Source organism: Stenotrophomonas sp. YJH_SMC_131 (genome assembly GCF_059367975.1).
In genome coordinates, this window is the sequence record NZ_JCAFRJ010000003.1 from 62200 (window position 1) to 78903 (window position 16704).

Here is a 16704-nt window from a genome sequence, read left to right on the forward strand (position 1 = left end):
CGCCTGGATGGCGCCCGCAGGACCGCGACGATGATCACCGCCCTTTCCGTCCTGCTCTGGTTCATCTCGCAGCATCCGCTGCTGACGTTCTTTGCAGCAATGGTGCTGGCCGGGCTGGTCTCGTGGTGGCGGCGCTTTCCGGGCTACGCCATCGTGGTGTTCCCGCTGGCGATGCTCAACATGTTCCTCGGCCACTTCCTCAACGCCGCCTTCCTCAACGTGGTGGGCGAGCGTGGTGAAGCGGTGATCGTCAAGACCGAGCGAACCAGCTCCACGCTCAACGAGCAGTACATCTGGCGCTACGAAGGGGTGCTGCGTACCGCCGAGGGCCGCGACGTGGACGTGGTGTTCCACACCAACACCGCTTCGCTGTGGCCGCTGGAAAACGCCATCCGTATCCCGGCGCGCGACCAGCCGTTCGTGGTCAAGTACACGCCGGGCTTCCCACGCAACTTCGTCATCCTCACCAACGAGTCACCGCACGGCGTCGCCCAGGCCCGGGCCAGCGCGCGCGAGCGGGTGGAGGTGGCGGCACGCAAGCTGCATTTCAGCCCGGGTAATGCCGGTTTCCGCGCGGACTATCGCCGCGAGCTGGAAACCTGGCTGCGCGACCACGGCAACGATCCGCAGCAGCAATCCGACGCGCAGCGATATCGCGCCGAGCTCGACGCACTCGACCGCTAGCCCCAGGCCCTGCCTGGATGTTCCTCCCCATCCATCCACAGGCCTGACATGACCACGAGCGCCACCGCCCTCCTCCCGCTGCTGCAGCAGGCCCTGCAGGACACCGGCACCGCCAGCCGCATCGACGGCAACGCGCTGCTGCTGGACAGCGGCCTGCGCCTGACCCCGCATGCAATGGCCGCGCAAGCGCGCGACAACGGCGGCTGGCAGACCTCCACCGTCATTGAAAGCCAGCATCCGCAGTTGTTCGCCGATGGCCTGTTCGAGTACCAGCACGCAAATGGTGCCGATGAGCAGGCATCGCTGTTGTCCGGCTTCCAGGCCTGGGCCCGGGTGGACCTGGTGACCCTGCAGACCGCGATCGGCGCCCAAGACGCACAGGGCCTGCCGATGATGGGCCTGACCTATCCGGTCGGCGACGAGGGTGAGGAACATCAGCGCACCGTGGTGCTGGGGCCGTTGGCGCACTACCGTGCACAGGACGTGGATGCCTCCACCTGCAGCGAAGACGATCATGGCTCCTGCCCCTGCTGCCTGTTCACCCGCAGCATGGAGGCCTTCGACGAGCTGCTGAAAGCCCGCCATTTCCTCGCCATCCGCCTGTTCGCCTCGCGCGATGCCGACGGCCTGTGCGAGGCCGATTGCCGGGTCAACGGCCACGACTTCGCCGCCGCCCTGCCCCTGCTGCGCGCCTATGCTGCCAGTTGGCCGCAGGCCGGGCTGGAATTCCGCAAGCAGTACGTGGTGATCCGCACCGGCTCGCCGGGCTGAGCCCGGCCCACGCGCGGTACAGGCCGGTGCGGCTACACTGCGCGCCGGTTTCCCCAAGCAACCGCACTTTTTCCCATCCCACACGAGGCACCCCCGCGATGCTGTACGCGCAAGTCCACCTGACCCTTCCCGCCTGGATCCACGACCAGATCGACCTGGATCGTCGATATCCGGGCGATGAGGCCAAGGTCGCGCTGGCGATCGAGCTGTCGCGGCTGAACGTCGAGCACGCCAGTGGCGGTCCGTTCGGTGCGGTGGTGTTCGGACCGGACGACAAGGTCATCGCCGCCGGCGTGAACCGGGTGATGCCGCACGCGACCTCGCTGGCGCACGCCGAGAACATGGCCTACATGCTGGCCCAGCAGCGCCTGCAGACCCCGCGCCTGAACGCGGTGCTGTCGCCGGTCACCCTGGCCACCAGCTCGCAGCCGTGCTGCCAGTGCTACGGCGCCACCGTGTGGGCCGGCATCGACCGCCTGCTGATCGGTGCCAACTCGGCCGACGTCGAGGAACTGACCCCGTTCGATGAAGGCCCGCTGCCGGCCGACTGGGTGGGTGAACTCAACAAGCGCGGCATCGAAGTGGTGCAAGGCCTGAACCGCGACGCCGCGCGCAGCGTGCTGCGTGCCTATGGGGAAAGCGATGGCGCCCGTTACTGAAACCGGCATCGGCCTGCTGTGCCTGTGCCGGCAGGGCTTCGAGCCCGAGCTGGCCGGCGAGCTGCAGTTCCGCGCCGGTGAAGCCGGTTTCGCCGGCTATGCGCGCACCCAGCGCAATGACGGCTACGTGCTTTTCATGTGCGACGAAGCCGCCGCGCTGGCGCCGCGCCTGCGCTGGCGCGAGCTGATCTTCGCGCGGCAGAAGCTGGTGGTGCTGGCCGAACTGCCGCAGCTGGACCCGGCGGACCGGATCACCCCGATGCTGGAAGTGCTGGCCGATGCGCCGCGCTTCGGCGACCTGTGGGTGGAACACCCCGATTCGGACGCCGGCAAGCCACTGTCCGGTCTGGCCCGTGCCTTCGGCAATGCACTGCGCCCGGCGCTGCGCAAGGCCGGCAAGCTCACTGATAAGCCGAACAACCGCCTGCCGCGCCTGCATGTGGTGTTCGTCGATGGCACCCATGCCTTCGTCTGCGTGGCCGACCCGGCCGACAGCGCACCGTGGGCGCTGGGCATCCCGCGCCTGAAGCTGCTGCCCGAGGCGCCTTCGCGTTCGGCGCTGAAGCTGGACGAGGCGCTGCTGACCCTGCTGACGCCGGAAGAACGCGAGGCGCTGGCCAAGCCCGGCATGCGTGCGGCCGACCTCGGCGCCGCACCCGGCGGCTGGACCTGGGTGCTGACCCGCCAGCACATGCACGTGCTGAGCATCGACAACGGCCCGCTGCGCCAGCACGTGCTGGACACCGGACTGGTCGAGCACCTGCGCGCCGATGGCTTCCACTGGCACCCGGAACAGCCGCTGGACTGGATGGTCTGCGACATGGTCGAGCAGCCGCGCCGCGTGGCCGAACGCATGGCCACCTGGTTCCGCGAGGGCTGGTGCCGGCATGCGATCTTCAATCTGAAACTGCCGATGAAGAAGCGCTGGGACGAAACCCGGCTGTGCCTGGACCTGTTCCAGGACCAGGCCGGCAAGCCGCTGGTGGTCCGCGCCAAGCAGCTCTATCACGATCGTGAAGAGATCACCGTGCTGGCTTCGCCGCTGCGCTGATCCGTCATCGGCGGCACAGGTTGCCGGGAGTACGCTCCCGGTACCCTCTGGCAAGGAGCCTGTCATGAACCTTCCGCGTACTGCGCTGCTGTTGACCATCCTGCTGGCCTCGGTACCGGCCATCGCCCAGCACGGCCCGTCCACGCCGGCGCAGAGCCAGCCGCTGGGCCCCACCGGCGGCGCGATCCGCCAGCAACCGCTGGATGCGGGCCGGGTCAGCGGCAGCGTCGAGATTCCGCAGCCGGCCGGCGAGGCACAGGTGACCGTGCGTTCGCTGGAACCGAGCAGCGTGGTCGGCCAGTACCGCATCCATTTCGCCGCGCTGGATGTGAATGGCGACGGCTTCATCAGCCGCGAGGAAGCACAGGCCAATCCGGCGCTGGCCGACGAATTCAATTCGCTGGACCGCAGGCACCGCGGCAAGCTGGACCGCACCGACCTGGCCGGCTGGCTGGTGGATTGAAAAAGGGGACGGAGGGGATTAAGTCGTATGTGCACAAACGACTTAATCCCCTCCGTCCCCTTTTTGCTTCAGACGCCGGCGGCGCGCTTCCAGAACGCCTGTACCAGCGGCGGCCATTTGCCGACACAGCCCAGCGCGCGGCCACGGGCCAGGGTCAAGTGCATCTCGTCGTTGGAGAACAGGCGGTTGATCGCATCGAAGCTGTAGGCGGCGATCTGGTTGTCGCTGCGCCGTTCGCGTGCCCAGCGCTGCAGGCGCTGCGGCGACAGCCGCGGCTGGCCACGGCGCTCGGCCGACGGCGCCAGCCACTGCTGCAGGGCGGCGACATCGCGCAGGCCCAGGTTCACGCCCTGCCCGGCCAGCGGATGCACCACATGCGCGGCATCACCCAATGCCAGCACGCGGCCGGCCACGTAGTGACGGGCCAGTTGGCGACGCAGCGGGAAGGCCGCACGCGGTGACGCCAGTCGCAGCTCACCCAGCCGTGCCGCGAAGGCGCGGGTCAGTTCCCGGTTGAAGGCGTCCTCGTCCAAGGCCAGCACACGTGCCGCCTCGTCCTCGGGCAGGGTCCAGACGATCGAGCTGCGGCGCTCGGCCACCGGCAGCAGCGCCAGCGGCCCGCCCGGCAGGAAACGCTGCCAGGCGGTGGCCTGGTTGGGAAGATCGCTGTCCACGTAGGCCACCACGCCACGCTGGTGGTAGTCATGCTTTTCAACCTCGATCCCGGCCAGTTGGCGCAGGGTCGATTCGGCGCCGTCGGCGGCCACCGCCAACGCCGCTTCCAGGCGACGACCGTCATCCAGGCGCAGGCGCACGCCGTCGTCGTCCTGCTCCAGCGCGTCCACCCGCGCCGGGCAGTGCAGCTGCACGCCCGCCGCCGGCAACGCCGCCCACAGGCGATCCTGCAGCAGGCCGTTCTCGACGATGTAGCCCAGTTCACGACGGCCGAAGCGATCGGCATCGAACAGCAGATCTTCGCCACCGGCCGCGTCCCACACCTGCATGCGCCGGTAGGGCCAGGCACGGGCCTGCGCGATCGCCGGCCACACGCCCAGGCGGTTAAGCAGCTGAACGTTGTCGGCAGCGAAGGCGAACACGCGCAGGTCAGGCTGTGCGGCCTGCCACGGCGCGGGCTCACGACCTTCCACCAGCGCAACCGACAGGCCGGCATCGGCCAGCGCCAGCGCGCACGCGGCACCGACCACGCCACCACCGACGATGGCCACATCAAGGCGCATGCGCCGGCTCATGCGGCTTCTCCGCGGCACAGGCGCGGCACTTCGCCGCGGAAGCCCATCGCGCCACCGACCAGCATCGACTGCACCGAGGCGCGTTGCGCGGCCACCAGGCCGAGGCTGCGCAGCGGCCGCATCAGCGGTGCCGGATTGCTGGTCAGCCGTGCCAGGCCACCCGAGAACGCCACCGTCTGCCGTCGGTCTTCCTGGCGGCGCGCAACATAGGCCTGCAGCAGCACATCGCTGCCGGCATCCTCGTGCGCATCCTCCAGCAGTTCGGCCAGGGTCAGCGCATCGCGCAGGCCCAGGTTGAAGCCCTGCGCACCCAGCGGATGGATGGTCTGCGCGGCATTGCCCAGCAGCACCGTGCGTTCACCGGCCAATGCGCGCGCCAGCACCTGGATGAGCGGGTAAGCGCTGCGCGGGCCGGATTCGAGCAGCCGACCGGCACGCCAGCCGATCGCATCCTGCAGGCGCTGCAGCCAGGCCGCATCGTCCAGCGCCATCACCGCATCGGCCTGGTCCCGCGCCACGCCGTGCACGGTGCCGAAGTGGCGGTCGCCGCGCGGCAGCAGGGCGGTCGGGCCGGTATCGGTGAAGCGCTCCCAGGCCGTGCCATCCGGCGCGCGCTGGCTGCGCACGCGGGCCACGAACAGGGTCTGCTGGAAATCATGCCGGTCGACCTCGATGCCCAGCGCGCCACGCACACCGCTGGTCGTGCCATCGGCACCGACCACCAGCCGTGCCAGCAGTACGCGCTCGCCGGTCTCGTCGGCCACCCGCACCTGGCGGTAGCCGTCGACCACCTCGCCCAGGCCCAGGAACCGCATCGGCCGGTAGCGCCGCAGCTGCGGCAGCTCCTGCAGGCGCGCTTCCAGCGCCTGGCCGAAGTCACGCGCGACAACCACCTGGCCGAACCACGGCCGGTCGTAGTCGGAAGCCTCCAGCTGCACGCGGCCGAAATCGCCGGCGCGGCTGACATGGATGCGGCGGATCGGGCCCGGCGCCATCGCCAGCTTCTGCATGACCCCCAACGCGGTCAGCGCGTTGACGGTCGCCGCGGCGAAACTGAGGTTGCGCTGGTCGAACACCGCCGGCAGCTCGCCGGCCGGGCTGGCTTCGAGCAGGCCCACGTCGCGGCCCAACCGGTCCAGGGCAATGGCCAGGCTGGCACCGACCAGGCCGCCACCGACGATCAGCACGTCATGTCGTTCACTCATGGTGTTCATGATACGCGCTCGCCCCGCCCGAACACCCAACAGCCCCCGACCTGCGCCAACCGGCGCGGCGGGCTAGAATGAAACCTGAATCCGCTCCGGGCCCGCTGCCATGTCCGCCACCGCCAACCGTGCCTTCGTCCTGTCCGTACTCGTGCTGTTGCTGGCGGCGACCCGGGTCAACCACTTCGCGGCGATCCCGGATGCCTCCTGGGCGGTGTTCTTCATCGGCGGCTTCTACCTGGCTGGCTGGACCCGCTGGGCGTTCCCGCTGCTGATGGTGTTCGCGGTGCTGGTGGACTGGATCGTGATCCGCAGCAGCGGCCTGGATTTCTGGCAGCACTACTGCGTGTCGCCGGGCTACTGGCTGCTGCTGCCGGCGTATTTCTCGCTGTGGGCCGGCGGCATGCTGCTGGGCCGCAACTACCAGGGGGCACGCTGGCCGGTACTGGCCAAGGGCGCGCTGCTGCTGGTGGCCTCGGTGGCGGTCTGTCACCTGCTCGCGCAGGGCGGCTTCTACTGGACCAGCCGCAACGTGGCCGAACCGACGCTGGCCGGCTGGGCACAGAACTACGCACAGTGGTTCGGGCCGTACCTGCGCACCACCGCCATCTACGTGGCGCTGGCCGCCGCCCTGCAGCTGGCCGTGGAGCAGGTACTGAAGCTCCAGCAGGCCCGCCGCGACATCCGGCACTGAGCCGCGCCATGGGTCATCGCCTCTCGCGCATCTATACCCGCACCGGCGACGACGGCAGTACCGGCCTTGGCGACGGCCAGCGCGTGGCCAAGGATGATGCCCGCGTGGCGTCCTACGGCACTGTCGACGAAGCCAATGCCGCACTCGGCCTGCTGCTGGCCACGGCGCTGCCCGAAGACGTGCGCGCGCTGGTGGTGCATCTGCAACACCAGCTGTTCGACCTGGGCGCCGAACTGTGCATCCCCGGCCACGCCGCGATCCACGCCGCCGATGTGTCGGCACTGGAACAGCAGCTGGATCACTACAACGCCAGCCTGCCGATGTTGAAGGAATTCATCCTGCCAGCCGGTGGCGAGGCCGCCGCACGCTGCCACCTGGCGCGCACCATCGTCCGCCGGGCCGAGCGCGAGACGGTCACCCTGGCCCGCCACGACGCCGTGCGCAGCGAGGCGCTGCAGTACCTCAACCGGCTGTCGGACCTGTTGTTCGTGCTGGCCCGGGTGCTGGCCCGTGCCGATGGCCATGGCGAAGCGCTGTGGCAGCCACAGCAGCGCCAGCGCTGAGTCGGCACGATGCTGGTCTTCACCCATCCGTCCTGCCTGCTGCATGACCCCGGCCCTGGCCATCCGGAGTGCCCGCAACGCCTGCAGCATGTGCTCGATGCCCTGCACGCCGCCTTCCCCGGCCAGCTGGACTGGCGCGAGGCGCCGCCGGCCAAGTTCGGCGAACTGACCCGGGTCCACGACAGCGCCCTGCTCGACTTCGTGCTGCAGCCGCAGACCGCGCCGCTGCGACAGCTGGACATGGACACCTGGACCTCGCCCGGCTCGGCCAGTGCCGCCGTGCATGCCGCCGGCGCCGGCGTGGCGGCGGTAGATGCGGTGATGCTGGGCGAGGACCCGCTGGCGTTCTGCGCGGTGCGGCCACCGGGCCACCACGCCACCAGCAGCACTGCGATGGGCTTCTGCCTGCTCAACAACATCGCCATCGCCGCCGCCTACGCCCGTGACCGTCATGGCCTGGAGCGGATCGCGGTGGTCGATTTCGATGTCCACCATGGCAACGGCACCCAGGACATCTTCCAGCACGACGGCCGGGTCTCGTACTACAGCACCCACCAGGCCGGGCTGTTCCCCAACTCCGGCCTGCGCCGCGACCGCGGTGCCGGCAACCTGATGAACATCCTGCTGCCCCCCGGCAGCGGCGGTTTCCGCTTCCGCAATGTGTGGGCCGACGAGATGCTGCCGGCCATCGACGACTTCCGGCCGCAGCTGCTGCTGATTTCGGCCGGCTTCGATGCCCACCTGCGCGATCCGCAGGCCGACCTGATGCTGGAAACCGACGATTTCGCCTGGATCACCCGCGAACTGCATGCGCTGGCGCGCCGCCATGCGGCCGGCCGGGTGGTCTCGATGCTGGAAGGCGGCTATGACCTGCAGGCCCTTGCCGAGTGCAGCGTGGCCCATGTCCGGGCCCTGCTGCCCCCCCCACCGGGCAGCGTCTCCGGATGAACCCGAACCGGCAGGATCCGACGCCCTTCATTGCCCCTATGCAAGGGATGGGGCAAGCTACCGTCCGTTTTCGCCCGAATCCGAACCGCGTGCGCCGAGCCCTCCGCCTGCTTCCCCTGCCTCTGAGCATCGCCATCTGCCTGCCGGCAATGGCCGATGAAAAGCCGCTCAACTGGGGCCTGTGCCCGGCTACCGACGTGATTCCCGCGTTCACCGATGCCCCTGTCCCGGTCCCGGTCCCGGGGCAGGACAAGGCCGCCGCCAGCGCCGCGCGCGAGCAGCAGCCGACCGACATCGAGGGTGACCAGCTGCTGGGCACCACCACCGTGCCGCAGTACGAAGGCAACGTGGCCCTGCGCCGTGGCGACCAGTTCGTCGGCACCGACAAGCTCAGCTTCGATACCGAGACCGGCAACTACATCGCCGACGGCAATGTCCGCTACCAGGACTCCTCGATCCGCATGGTCGCCAAGCGCGCCGAGGGCAACCAGGAAAGCGACACCCACAAGATCACCGACATCAAGTACCAGCTGGTGTCGCGCCGCGGCAACGGCGATGCCGAATCGGTCGACCTGCAGGGCGCGGTCGGCCAGATGCACCGCTCCACCTACACCACCTGCGACCCGTCGCAGCCGGTGTGGAAGCTGTCGGCGCCGCAGATCGAAGTGGACAACGACGAAGGCTTCGGTACCGCCCGCAACGCCGTGCTGCGCATCGGCAAGGTGCCGGTGCTGTGGGCGCCGTACTTCAAGTTCCCGATCGACGACCGCCGCAAGACCGGCCTGCTGTTCCCGCAGCTGGGCATGTCCGGCCGCAACGGTTTCGATTACGCACAGCCGATCTACTTCAACCTGGCGCCGAACTACGACGACACGTTGACCCCGCGCTACATGAGCCGGCGCGGCCTGATGCTCGACAACGAATTCCGCTACCTCTACAACGGCGGCCGCGGCGAACTGCTGACCGCGTTCATGCCCAACGACAAACTGCGCGACCGCGACCGCGGCCGGGTGATGTTCGGCGGCTACCACAACCTCGACGACCACTGGCAGGCCCGCGCCAACCTGGCCTGGGTCAGCGACGAACGCTATGTGGAAGACTTCGCCAACCGCCTGGTGGGGGTCACCGCGTCGAACCTGCAGAGCACCATCGGCCTGTACGGCACTGGCAGGAACTGGACGGCCGGCATCATGGCCGACCGCTGGCAGCTGACCGACTACACCCTCAACGAGGGTGCGCTGGCCTACAACCGCCAGCCGCGCCTGTATCTCAACTGGGACAAGCCGGTCCTGCCGTGGCTGGAAACCGGCATCTACGCCGAAGCCGTGCGTTTCACCCACGACGACATCAACTTCAAGTACGGCGCTGATGCGGGACCGGACCTGCAGTACACCCGCAACGGCAGCCGTCAGACCGACGGCATCGGTGTCAGCGGCGGCTCGCGGCTGGATGTCAAACCCTACGTGTCGTTCCCGATCAGCGGCGCGGCCTGGTATGTCACGCCGACCCTGGCCTACCGCTATACCGGTTACCAGCTGGACCGTGGCCTGGTTGATGGCGTGAACGGCATCCGCGGCCAGATCCTGCGTTCGCAGGGCATCGACCCGAACACCGCCACACCGGAACAGCTGCGCGGCAACACCTCGCCCAGCCGCAGCCTGCCGATCGGCAGCATCGACGCCGGCCTGTTCTTCGATCGCGAGACCCGCATCGGTGGCAAGTCCTTCCTGCAGACCCTGGAACCGCGCCTGTTCTACCTGCGCACGCCCTACCGCGATCAGGACGAGCTGCCGATCTTCGACACCCGCGACTTCACCTTCAGCTGGGGCCAGCTGTTCCGCGATTCTCGCTATACCGGCGCCGATCGCCAGAACGACGCCAACCAGCTGACCATGGCGCTGAGCACCCGCTTCATCGACCAGACCACCGGCAAGGAACGCTTCTCGGCCTCCATCGGCCAGATCCAGTACTTCGACGAATCGCGGGTGACCGTCACCCCGGGTGGCGCGCCGGTGGAGAAGGGCAAGTCGGCGTGGATCGCTGACGGCAACTACATGATCAACGACCGTTGGACCCTGGGTGCCACCTACCAGTGGGACCCCAAGTACAAGCGCGAGGATCTGGCCAGCGTCCGCGCCCGCTACCTGATGCCCAACGATGGCGTGATCAACCTCAGCTACCGTTACCGCATCAACTCCGGCGCCCCGGCCACCGCCAACAAGCATGACCGCACGCTGCTGGAACAGGCCGACCTGTCGTTCCTGTACCCGCTGAATGCGCGCTGGAGCCTGGTCGGCCGCTACTACTACTCGCTGCAGGACAAGGAACCGCTGGAGATCATCGCCGGCGTCCAGTGGGACAGCTGCTGCCTGGCCGTGCGTGCGGTCGCCCGCCGCTACGTCCGCAACCGCGAAGGCGAGATGAACAACGCCATCCAGCTGGAGTTCGTGCTCAAGGGCCTGAGCTCCCTGGGCCAGGACACGGACCGTACCCTGCGCCGTGCTATCCTCGGCTACAACCGCGACGACCTCTATCTCGTGCCGCCGAGCAACACCGGGGCGACCCGGGATGACTACGATCCGAACCTGATCCCATGACCAAGCGCTTCCCCGTTCTTCTCGCCTCGCTGCTGGCGGTGTCCAGCGTGTCCGCCCCCCTGCAGGTGCTTGCCCAGGAGGCGCAGCCGCTTGACCGCATCGCCGCCGTCGTCGATGAGGACGTGATCCTGCAGAGCGAGCTCCAGCGTGCGATCGCCAACATCAAGGCGCAGTACGCCGGCCGCGAAAACCAGCTGCCGCCGGAAGACGTGCTCAGCCGCCAGGTGCTCGAGCGCCTGGTGCTGGTCAAGCTGCAGGTGGCCCGCGCCCAGGGCAGCGGCATCCGGGTCAGCGACCAGGAGCTGAACCAGGCGATGAACTCCATCGCCCAGCAGAACGGTTCGAACCTGGACGCCCTGCGCCAGCGCCTGGCCCATGACGGCATCGACTTCAACGATTTCCGCGCCTCGGTGCGTGACGAGATCACCGTGCAGCGCCTGCGCCAGAGCTTCGCGCAGAGCCGCATCAGCGTCAGCGAGGGTGAAGTCGACGCCGCGCTGAAGCAGCAGGCCACGGTGGGCAACCAGTACCACCTGGCGCACATCCTGATCGCCCTGCCCGACGGTGCCAACGCCGACCAGATCGCCACCGGCCAGAAGAAGGCCGATGGTGTGAAGACCCTGCTGGACAAGGGCGAGCTGGACTTCAACGCTGCAGCCGTGCGCTATTCGGACAGCCCGAATGCACTGGAAGGCGGTGACCTGGGCTGGCGCAGCCTGGATGAAATCCCGCAGGCCTTTGCCCAGATGATGGAAAAGATGAAGCCCGGCGAAGTGGTCGGCCCGATCCGTGGCCCGAGCGGCTTCCAGCTGCTGAAGCTGGTGGAAGTGCGTGACGCCAGCTCCGCCGCCGCCGGTGAGCATACGGTCACCGAATTCCACGGCCGCCACATCCTGGTGCGCGTGGACGACCACCAGACCGACGCCGCCGCCAAGGCCAAGATCGACACCCTGCGTGCCCGCATCGCCGGTGGTGCCGAGTTCCAGACCGTTGCCAAGGAGTCCTCCGAGGACAACAACAGCAAGGGCCAGGGCGGTGACCTGGGCTGGTTCCCGGCCGACGCGTTCGGTCCGGCCTTCGGCCAGCAGGTGGAAGGCCTCCAGGACGGTGGCGTCAGCCAGCCGTTCCGTACCGATGCCGGTTGGCACATCGTGCAGCGCGTGGCGACCCGCCAGACCGACGTGACCACCGACAACCAGCGTGCCCAGGTCCGCGAGACCATCGGCCGCCGCAAGCTGGAAGACGAGTACAACCGCTTCCTGCAGGAACTGCGTGGCGAAGCCTACGTCAGCTTCCGCAGCGGCGACCGCGCGGAAAACACCGCCACCCCGCCGCAGTCCTGACCGATGCGCCCCGAGCTCGCTCTGGTACCGGGCGAGCCCGCCGGGATCGGCCCGGAGCTATGTGTCCGCCTCGTCCAGCAGCCGCGTGAAGATTGCCGGCTGCTGGCCTTCGCCGATCCGGACACCCTGCACGCGGCCGCGGCCGCGCTGAACCTGCCCCTGCAGCTGCTGCCCGAGGACGCCGAATCACGCGCCCCCGGCGATCTGCGCCTGCGCGCTGTCCGCAACGCTGCGCCCAGCCGCTTCGGCCAGGCCGATCCGGCCAATGCCGGCGCGGTCATCGGCGCCCTGCTCGGCGCCGGCCAGGCCTGCCTGTCCGGCGAACTGCACGGTGTTGTGACCGGCCCGGTGCACAAGGCGGTCATCAATGAAGGCGGCATCGCCTACAGCGGCACCACTGAACTGCTGGCCGACCAGGCCGGGGTAAAGGTGGTGATGATGCTGGCCAACCACATCGTGCGCGTGGCCCTGGCCACCACCCACCTGCCGCTGCGCGAGGTGGCCGATGCGATCACCGCGCCCGGCCTGGAGCACACGCTGCGCACGGTGCACGCCGCACTGCGCCGTGAGTTCGGCCTGCCTGCGCCGCGCATCGCCGTGCTCGGCCTGAACCCGCACGCCGGCGAAGATGGCCACCTGGGCCGCGAAGAACTGGATCTGGTCATCCCGCTGCTGCAGCGCCTGCGCGCGGAGGGCATGGACCTGGTCGGGCCGCTGCCGGCCGATACCGCCTTCCTGCCCGCCAAGCTGGCCGGCTTCGACACCGTGCTGGCGATGTACCACGACCAGGGCCTGCCGGTACTGAAATATTCCGGCTTCGAACAGGCGGTGAACCTGACCCTGGGCCTGCCCTATCCGCGCGTGGCGGTGGACCATGGCACCGCGCTGGAGCTGGCCGGCCGCGGCATCGCCGATCCCTCCAGCCTGCAGGCGGCAACGACGCTGTGTGCGCAGCTTGCGCGGCAACGTACACTGGGCGCATGAATTCCCCGCATTCCCCCTCCGGCCCGGTGTTCACCGCACCGGCCAAGAAGCAGCTTGGCCAGCATTTCCTGGCCGACCGCCACTACATCGACAAGATCGTGATGGCGGTCAACCCGAAAGACGGCGACCGCCTGGTCGAGATCGGCCCTGGCCAGGGCGCGATCACCCTGCCGCTGCTGCGCGTGCACCCCACGCTGACGGTGATCGAGTTCGACCGCGACCTGATCGCGCCGCTGACCGCCGCCGCCGAGCCGCTGGGCGAGCTCACCATCGTTCATCGCGACGTGCTGCGCGTGGACTTCACCGAACTGGCTGCCGGCCAGCCGATCCGCCTGGTCGGCAACCTGCCCTACAACATCTCCTCGCCGATCCTGTTCCATGCGCTGGAGCATGCCGCGGTCATCCGCGACATGCACTTCATGCTGCAGAAGGAAGTGGTCGACCGCATGGCGGCCGGCCCCGGCAGCAAGGTGTATGGCCGCCTCAGCGTGATGCTGCAGGCCTACTGCCAGGTGACCTCGCTGTTCGTGGTGCCGCCGGGCGCGTTCCGGCCGCCGCCGAAGGTCGATTCGGCCGTGGTGCGTCTGGTGCCGCGTGACCTGGCCGCGATCAACATCAACGACCACAAGCGCTTCGCCGAGGTGGTCAAGGCCGCCTTCGGGCAGCGCCGCAAGACCCTGCGCAATGCCCTGAACAACGTGGTGTCCGCCGAGCAGTTCATCGCCGCCGGCGTGCGTCCCGATGCCCGCGCCGAACAGCTGGACGTGGCCGAATTCATCGCTTTGGCCAATGCCTCCTGATTACACTGCCGGTATGGAAGACGCTGACGTTTATGCCATCTCCGTCGAAGTCGCGCCGCGCTTCCTCGACGATCAATCCGCGCCGGAAGACGGTCGCTTTGCGTTCGCCTACACGATCCGCATCCACAACCAGGGGCGGGTCGCGGCACGCCTGGTCGCGCGCCACTGGCGCATCACCGATGCCAATGGTCGTGTCGAGCATGTCGATGGCGACGGGGTGATCGGCGAGCAGCCGCGGCTGCGCCCCGGTGAAGACTTCCGTTACACGTCCGGTGTCATGCTGGGGACCGATCACGGGACCATGCAGGGGCACTACGACATGGTCGCCGACGATGGCACCGAATTTGCCGCGCCGGTCGCACCCTTCGTGCTGGCCGTGCCGCGTACCCTGCACTGATACGGAGGCCGAACGATGAGTGTGTGGGCGATCGGCGACCTGCAGGGCTGCTATGACGTCACCCAGCGATTGCTGGAGAAGATCCGCTTCGACCCGGCGCAGGACACCCTGTGGTTCTGCGGCGACCTGGTCAACCGCGGCGGGCAGTCGCTGGAAACGCTGCGGCTGGTGCACTCGCTGCGCGAGCACAGCGTGGTGGTGCTGGGCAACCATGATCTTTCGCTGCTGGCCGTCGGTTCGCGTACCGAAGAGGAACAGCGCAAGGTCAACCCGGACCTGCTGCGCATCGTGCAGGCCGAGGACCGCGACGAACTGCTGGACTGGCTGCGCCTGCAGAAGCTGGTGCACGTGGACCGCGAGCTGGGCTGGATGATGGTGCACGCCGGCCTGGCGCCGAAGTGGACCACGCAGATGGCCGAGAAGCATGCCGCCGAGGTCGAGGTGCAACTGCATGGCGCCGGCTACCGCAAGCTGTTCCGCAACATGTACGGCGACAAGCCGAGCTGGGCCCCGAACCTGTCCGGTTACGACCGCTCGCGCGCGATCATCAACGTGCTCACCCGCATGCGCTACTGCACCCCGCGGGGGCGCATCGGCATCGAGGACAAGGGCACGCCGGGCACGCAGGAACAGGGGCTGTATCCCTGGTTCGAAGTGCCCGGCCGGGTCGAGCGCGACCTCAAGGTCGTCTGCGGCCACTGGTCGGCGCTGGGCCTGACCATCACCCAGGGCGTGCACGCCATCGACACTGGCGCGGTCTGGGGCGGCAAGCTGACCGCGCTCCAGCTTGATACCGACGAGCTGCGCGTAGTGCAGGTTCCGGGCCGCGACGTACCGGCACCCGTGCCCAACGCCCGCCCGCCGGCGCGACCGGCGCACGAGCGCCCCGGCGCTGCGACGCAGGGCAAGGAACAGGGCGGCAACGCCGCTGCCACCCCGGGCAACCGTGGCCCACGCCGCCGTCGCCGTCGTGGTGGCGGAGGGGGCGGCGCGGGTGGCGGCACCCACAACAGTCCCCCGCCGCAGGCGTGACGCGGCGCGGCTGGGCACCAGGGACGGTGCTGCTGACGCTGGCCCTGGCCAGCGGCTGCCAGCCCGGCTCGCCGCCTGCTCCCACGGCTGCGGATGGTGCTGCACATGCGCCGACGCAGCCGCAGGCCCCTTCGCCGCCACTGGTGGCCGCAGCCCGCGCGCAGGTCGGCGTCACCACCCGTTACGATCCTGCTTACCAGGTACTGGCCTATCCTGGCGGCGACGTGCCACTGGATCGCGGCGTGTGCACGGACGTGGTGGTGCGCGCCCTGCGCGATCTGGGCCTGGACCTGCAGGTACGCGTGCATGAGGACATGCGCGGCAGTTTCAGTGCCTATCCGGCGATCTGGGGCCTGTCACGGCCGGACCGCAACATCGATCATCGTCGTGTACCGAACCTGATGCGCTGGTTCGAGCGCCAGGGCTGGCAGCAACCGGTCACGGCCCTCGCCGCCGACTACGCGGCCGGCGACATCGTTGCCTGGAAGCTCAATGGCAACGGCCTGCTGCACGTGGGCATCGTTTCTGACCGGCGCCTGGCCAATGGCACACCGCTGGTGCTGCACAACATCGCGCGCGGCACGCGCGAAGAGAACCTGCTGTTCCAGCACGCGATCATCGGGCATTACCGGATGCCGTAGCGACAGTCCCGGTAGAGTCGACTGTTAGTCGACTATCGCGCGCAGCGCGGGTTTTTCGGGTGCCCGCCGAGAGCAGTCGACCAACAGTCGACTCTACCCCGTCGGTGTTTTCGTTGGTATTTCCGCGATCAGCGGCGCACGTAGTGCACGAAGCGGAACGCGTAGGCGTGCCGTTCGTCGGCAGGGTGCGGCTCGCTGCTCACTTCCTGCCAGTCCTGCACGTCCACTTCGGGGAAATGGGTATCGGCGGGGACTTCGGCATCGACCCAGGTCAGGTACAGGTCACTGGCCTGGTCCAGCAACTGGTGGAAGATCTCGCCGCCGCCGATGATGCACAGCTCGCTGGCGCCCTCGCCTTCGGCAATCGCCTTCGCCTCGTCCAGCGACGCCACCGCACGCATGCCCTCGAACGGCACCTGGCCGCTGCGGGTCAGCACCAGGTTGGTCCGCCCCGGCAGCACGCGGCCGATGGACTCGGCCGTCTTGCGCCCCATCAGGATCGGCTTGCCCAGGGTGAGCGCCTTGAAGTGCTTGAAGTCATCCGGCAGGTGCCAGGGCATGGCATTGCCCTGGCCGATGCCACGGTTGCGGTCCAGCGCCACGATCATCGACAGCTTCAGGG

18 protein-coding genes are annotated in these 16704 nt (G+C 68.7%); 15 read left to right on the top strand and 3 right to left on the bottom strand.

All coding sequences use genetic code 11. The annotated features are described in order from the left end of the window. Positions 1 to 30: 30 nt before the first annotated feature. From AC5P56_RS07750 to AC5P56_RS07770, 5 genes are all read left to right on the top strand, one after another. Positions 31 to 684 (top strand): membrane protein, encoded by a 654-nt coding sequence (locus tag AC5P56_RS07750; protein ID WP_014645998.1) that lies wholly within the window; start codon positions 31 to 33, stop codon positions 682 to 684. 48 nt (positions 685 to 732) lie between these two features. Further along, complete coding sequence (locus tag AC5P56_RS07755; protein ID WP_014645997.1) at positions 733 to 1455, top strand: DUF6348 family protein; 723 nt, start codon at positions 733 to 735, stop codon at positions 1453 to 1455. 98 nt (positions 1456 to 1553) lie between these two features. After that, on the top strand, positions 1554 to 2114 hold the full coding sequence (locus tag AC5P56_RS07760; protein WP_004154307.1) for a nucleoside deaminase: 561 nt from the start codon (positions 1554 to 1556) through the stop codon (positions 2112 to 2114). Further along, positions 2098 to 3165 (top strand): 23S rRNA (cytidine(2498)-2'-O)-methyltransferase RlmM, encoded by a 1068-nt coding sequence (gene rlmM / locus AC5P56_RS07765; RefSeq protein WP_046428937.1) that lies wholly within the window; start codon positions 2098 to 2100, stop codon positions 3163 to 3165. The genes AC5P56_RS07760 and rlmM overlap by 17 nt, the downstream gene beginning before the upstream one ends. A 64-nt stretch (positions 3166 to 3229) precedes the next feature. Further along, positions 3230 to 3628, top strand: coding sequence for an EF-hand domain-containing protein (locus AC5P56_RS07770; protein ID WP_049440150.1), 399 nt, complete (start codon positions 3230 to 3232; stop codon positions 3626 to 3628). Between the two features lie 68 nt (positions 3629 to 3696). Here the strand turns inward: AC5P56_RS07770 and AC5P56_RS07775 are convergent, their stop codons facing one another. Both AC5P56_RS07775 and ubiH read right to left on the bottom strand, forming a co-directional pair. Beyond that, a complete protein-coding gene (locus tag AC5P56_RS07775) occupies positions 3697 to 4878 on the bottom strand; it encodes a UbiH/UbiF family hydroxylase (protein ID WP_049440151.1) in 1182 nt (393 codons plus the stop codon). Continuing rightward, positions 4875 to 6083 (bottom strand): 2-octaprenyl-6-methoxyphenyl hydroxylase, encoded by a 1209-nt coding sequence (ubiH, locus tag AC5P56_RS07780; protein ID WP_014645993.1) that lies wholly within the window; start codon positions 6081 to 6083, stop codon positions 4875 to 4877. The genes AC5P56_RS07775 and ubiH overlap by 4 nt, the downstream gene beginning before the upstream one ends. A gap of 109 nt (positions 6084 to 6192) precedes the next feature. On the opposite strand from ubiH, the gene AC5P56_RS07785 reads away from it, so the two are divergent. The 10 genes from AC5P56_RS07785 to AC5P56_RS07830 all read left to right on the top strand — a co-directional run bounded on the left by AC5P56_RS07785 (position 6193) and on the right by AC5P56_RS07830 (position 16082). After that, the gene (locus tag AC5P56_RS07785) at positions 6193 to 6777 is read left to right on the top strand and encodes a hypothetical protein (RefSeq protein WP_014645992.1); all 585 of its coding nucleotides are present in this window, start codon (positions 6193 to 6195) and stop codon (positions 6775 to 6777) included. A gap of 8 nt (positions 6778 to 6785) precedes the next feature. Further along, the gene (locus AC5P56_RS07790; RefSeq protein WP_049404150.1) at positions 6786 to 7340 is read left to right on the top strand and encodes a cob(I)yrinic acid a,c-diamide adenosyltransferase; all 555 of its coding nucleotides are present in this window, start codon (positions 6786 to 6788) and stop codon (positions 7338 to 7340) included. A 9-nt stretch (positions 7341 to 7349) separates the two neighbouring features. Then, complete coding sequence (locus AC5P56_RS07795; RefSeq protein ID WP_288496620.1) at positions 7350 to 8288, top strand: histone deacetylase family protein; 939 nt, start codon at positions 7350 to 7352, stop codon at positions 8286 to 8288. Positions 8289 to 8377: 89 nt separating this feature from the next. Beyond that, on the top strand, positions 8378 to 10885 hold the full coding sequence (gene lptD / locus AC5P56_RS07800; RefSeq protein ID WP_162838511.1) for an LPS-assembly protein LptD: 2508 nt from the start codon (positions 8378 to 8380) through the stop codon (positions 10883 to 10885). Then, entirely contained in the window at positions 10882 to 12228 is a 1347-nt protein-coding gene (locus AC5P56_RS07805; RefSeq protein ID WP_032959016.1) for a peptidylprolyl isomerase, read from the top strand. Before lptD ends, AC5P56_RS07805 begins: the two co-directional genes overlap by 4 nt. A 3-nt stretch (positions 12229 to 12231) precedes the next feature. Beyond that, on the top strand, positions 12232 to 13212 hold the full coding sequence (gene pdxA / locus AC5P56_RS07810) for a 4-hydroxythreonine-4-phosphate dehydrogenase PdxA (protein ID WP_262225254.1): 981 nt from the start codon (positions 12232 to 12234) through the stop codon (positions 13210 to 13212). Beyond that, on the top strand, positions 13209 to 14012 hold the full coding sequence (rsmA, locus tag AC5P56_RS07815) for a 16S rRNA (adenine(1518)-N(6)/adenine(1519)-N(6))-dimethyltransferase RsmA (RefSeq protein WP_495231525.1): 804 nt from the start codon (positions 13209 to 13211) through the stop codon (positions 14010 to 14012). Before pdxA ends, rsmA begins: the two co-directional genes overlap by 4 nt. 13 nt (positions 14013 to 14025) lie before the next feature. After that, positions 14026 to 14409, top strand: a complete 384-nt coding sequence (gene apaG, locus AC5P56_RS07820) for a Co2+/Mg2+ efflux facilitator ApaG/CorD (protein WP_008268668.1) — start codon at positions 14026 to 14028, stop codon at positions 14407 to 14409. Positions 14410 to 14424: 15 nt separating this feature from the next. Next, the gene (locus AC5P56_RS07825) at positions 14425 to 15441 is read left to right on the top strand and encodes a symmetrical bis(5'-nucleosyl)-tetraphosphatase (RefSeq protein WP_014645985.1); all 1017 of its coding nucleotides are present in this window, start codon (positions 14425 to 14427) and stop codon (positions 15439 to 15441) included. Then, positions 15438 to 16082 carry a DUF1287 domain-containing protein gene (locus tag AC5P56_RS07830; protein WP_049440156.1) on the top strand — a complete coding sequence of 215 codons (645 nt, stop codon included), beginning with the start codon at positions 15438 to 15440 and terminating at the stop codon, positions 16080 to 16082. Before AC5P56_RS07825 ends, AC5P56_RS07830 begins: the two co-directional genes overlap by 4 nt. A gap of 128 nt (positions 16083 to 16210) precedes the next feature. Here the strand turns inward: AC5P56_RS07830 and AC5P56_RS07835 are convergent, their stop codons facing one another. Beyond that, the gene (locus AC5P56_RS07835; protein ID WP_049440214.1) at positions 16211 to 16702 is read right to left on the bottom strand and encodes a dihydrofolate reductase; all 492 of its coding nucleotides are present in this window, start codon (positions 16700 to 16702) and stop codon (positions 16211 to 16213) included. Positions 16703 to 16704: the final 2 nt, after the last annotated feature.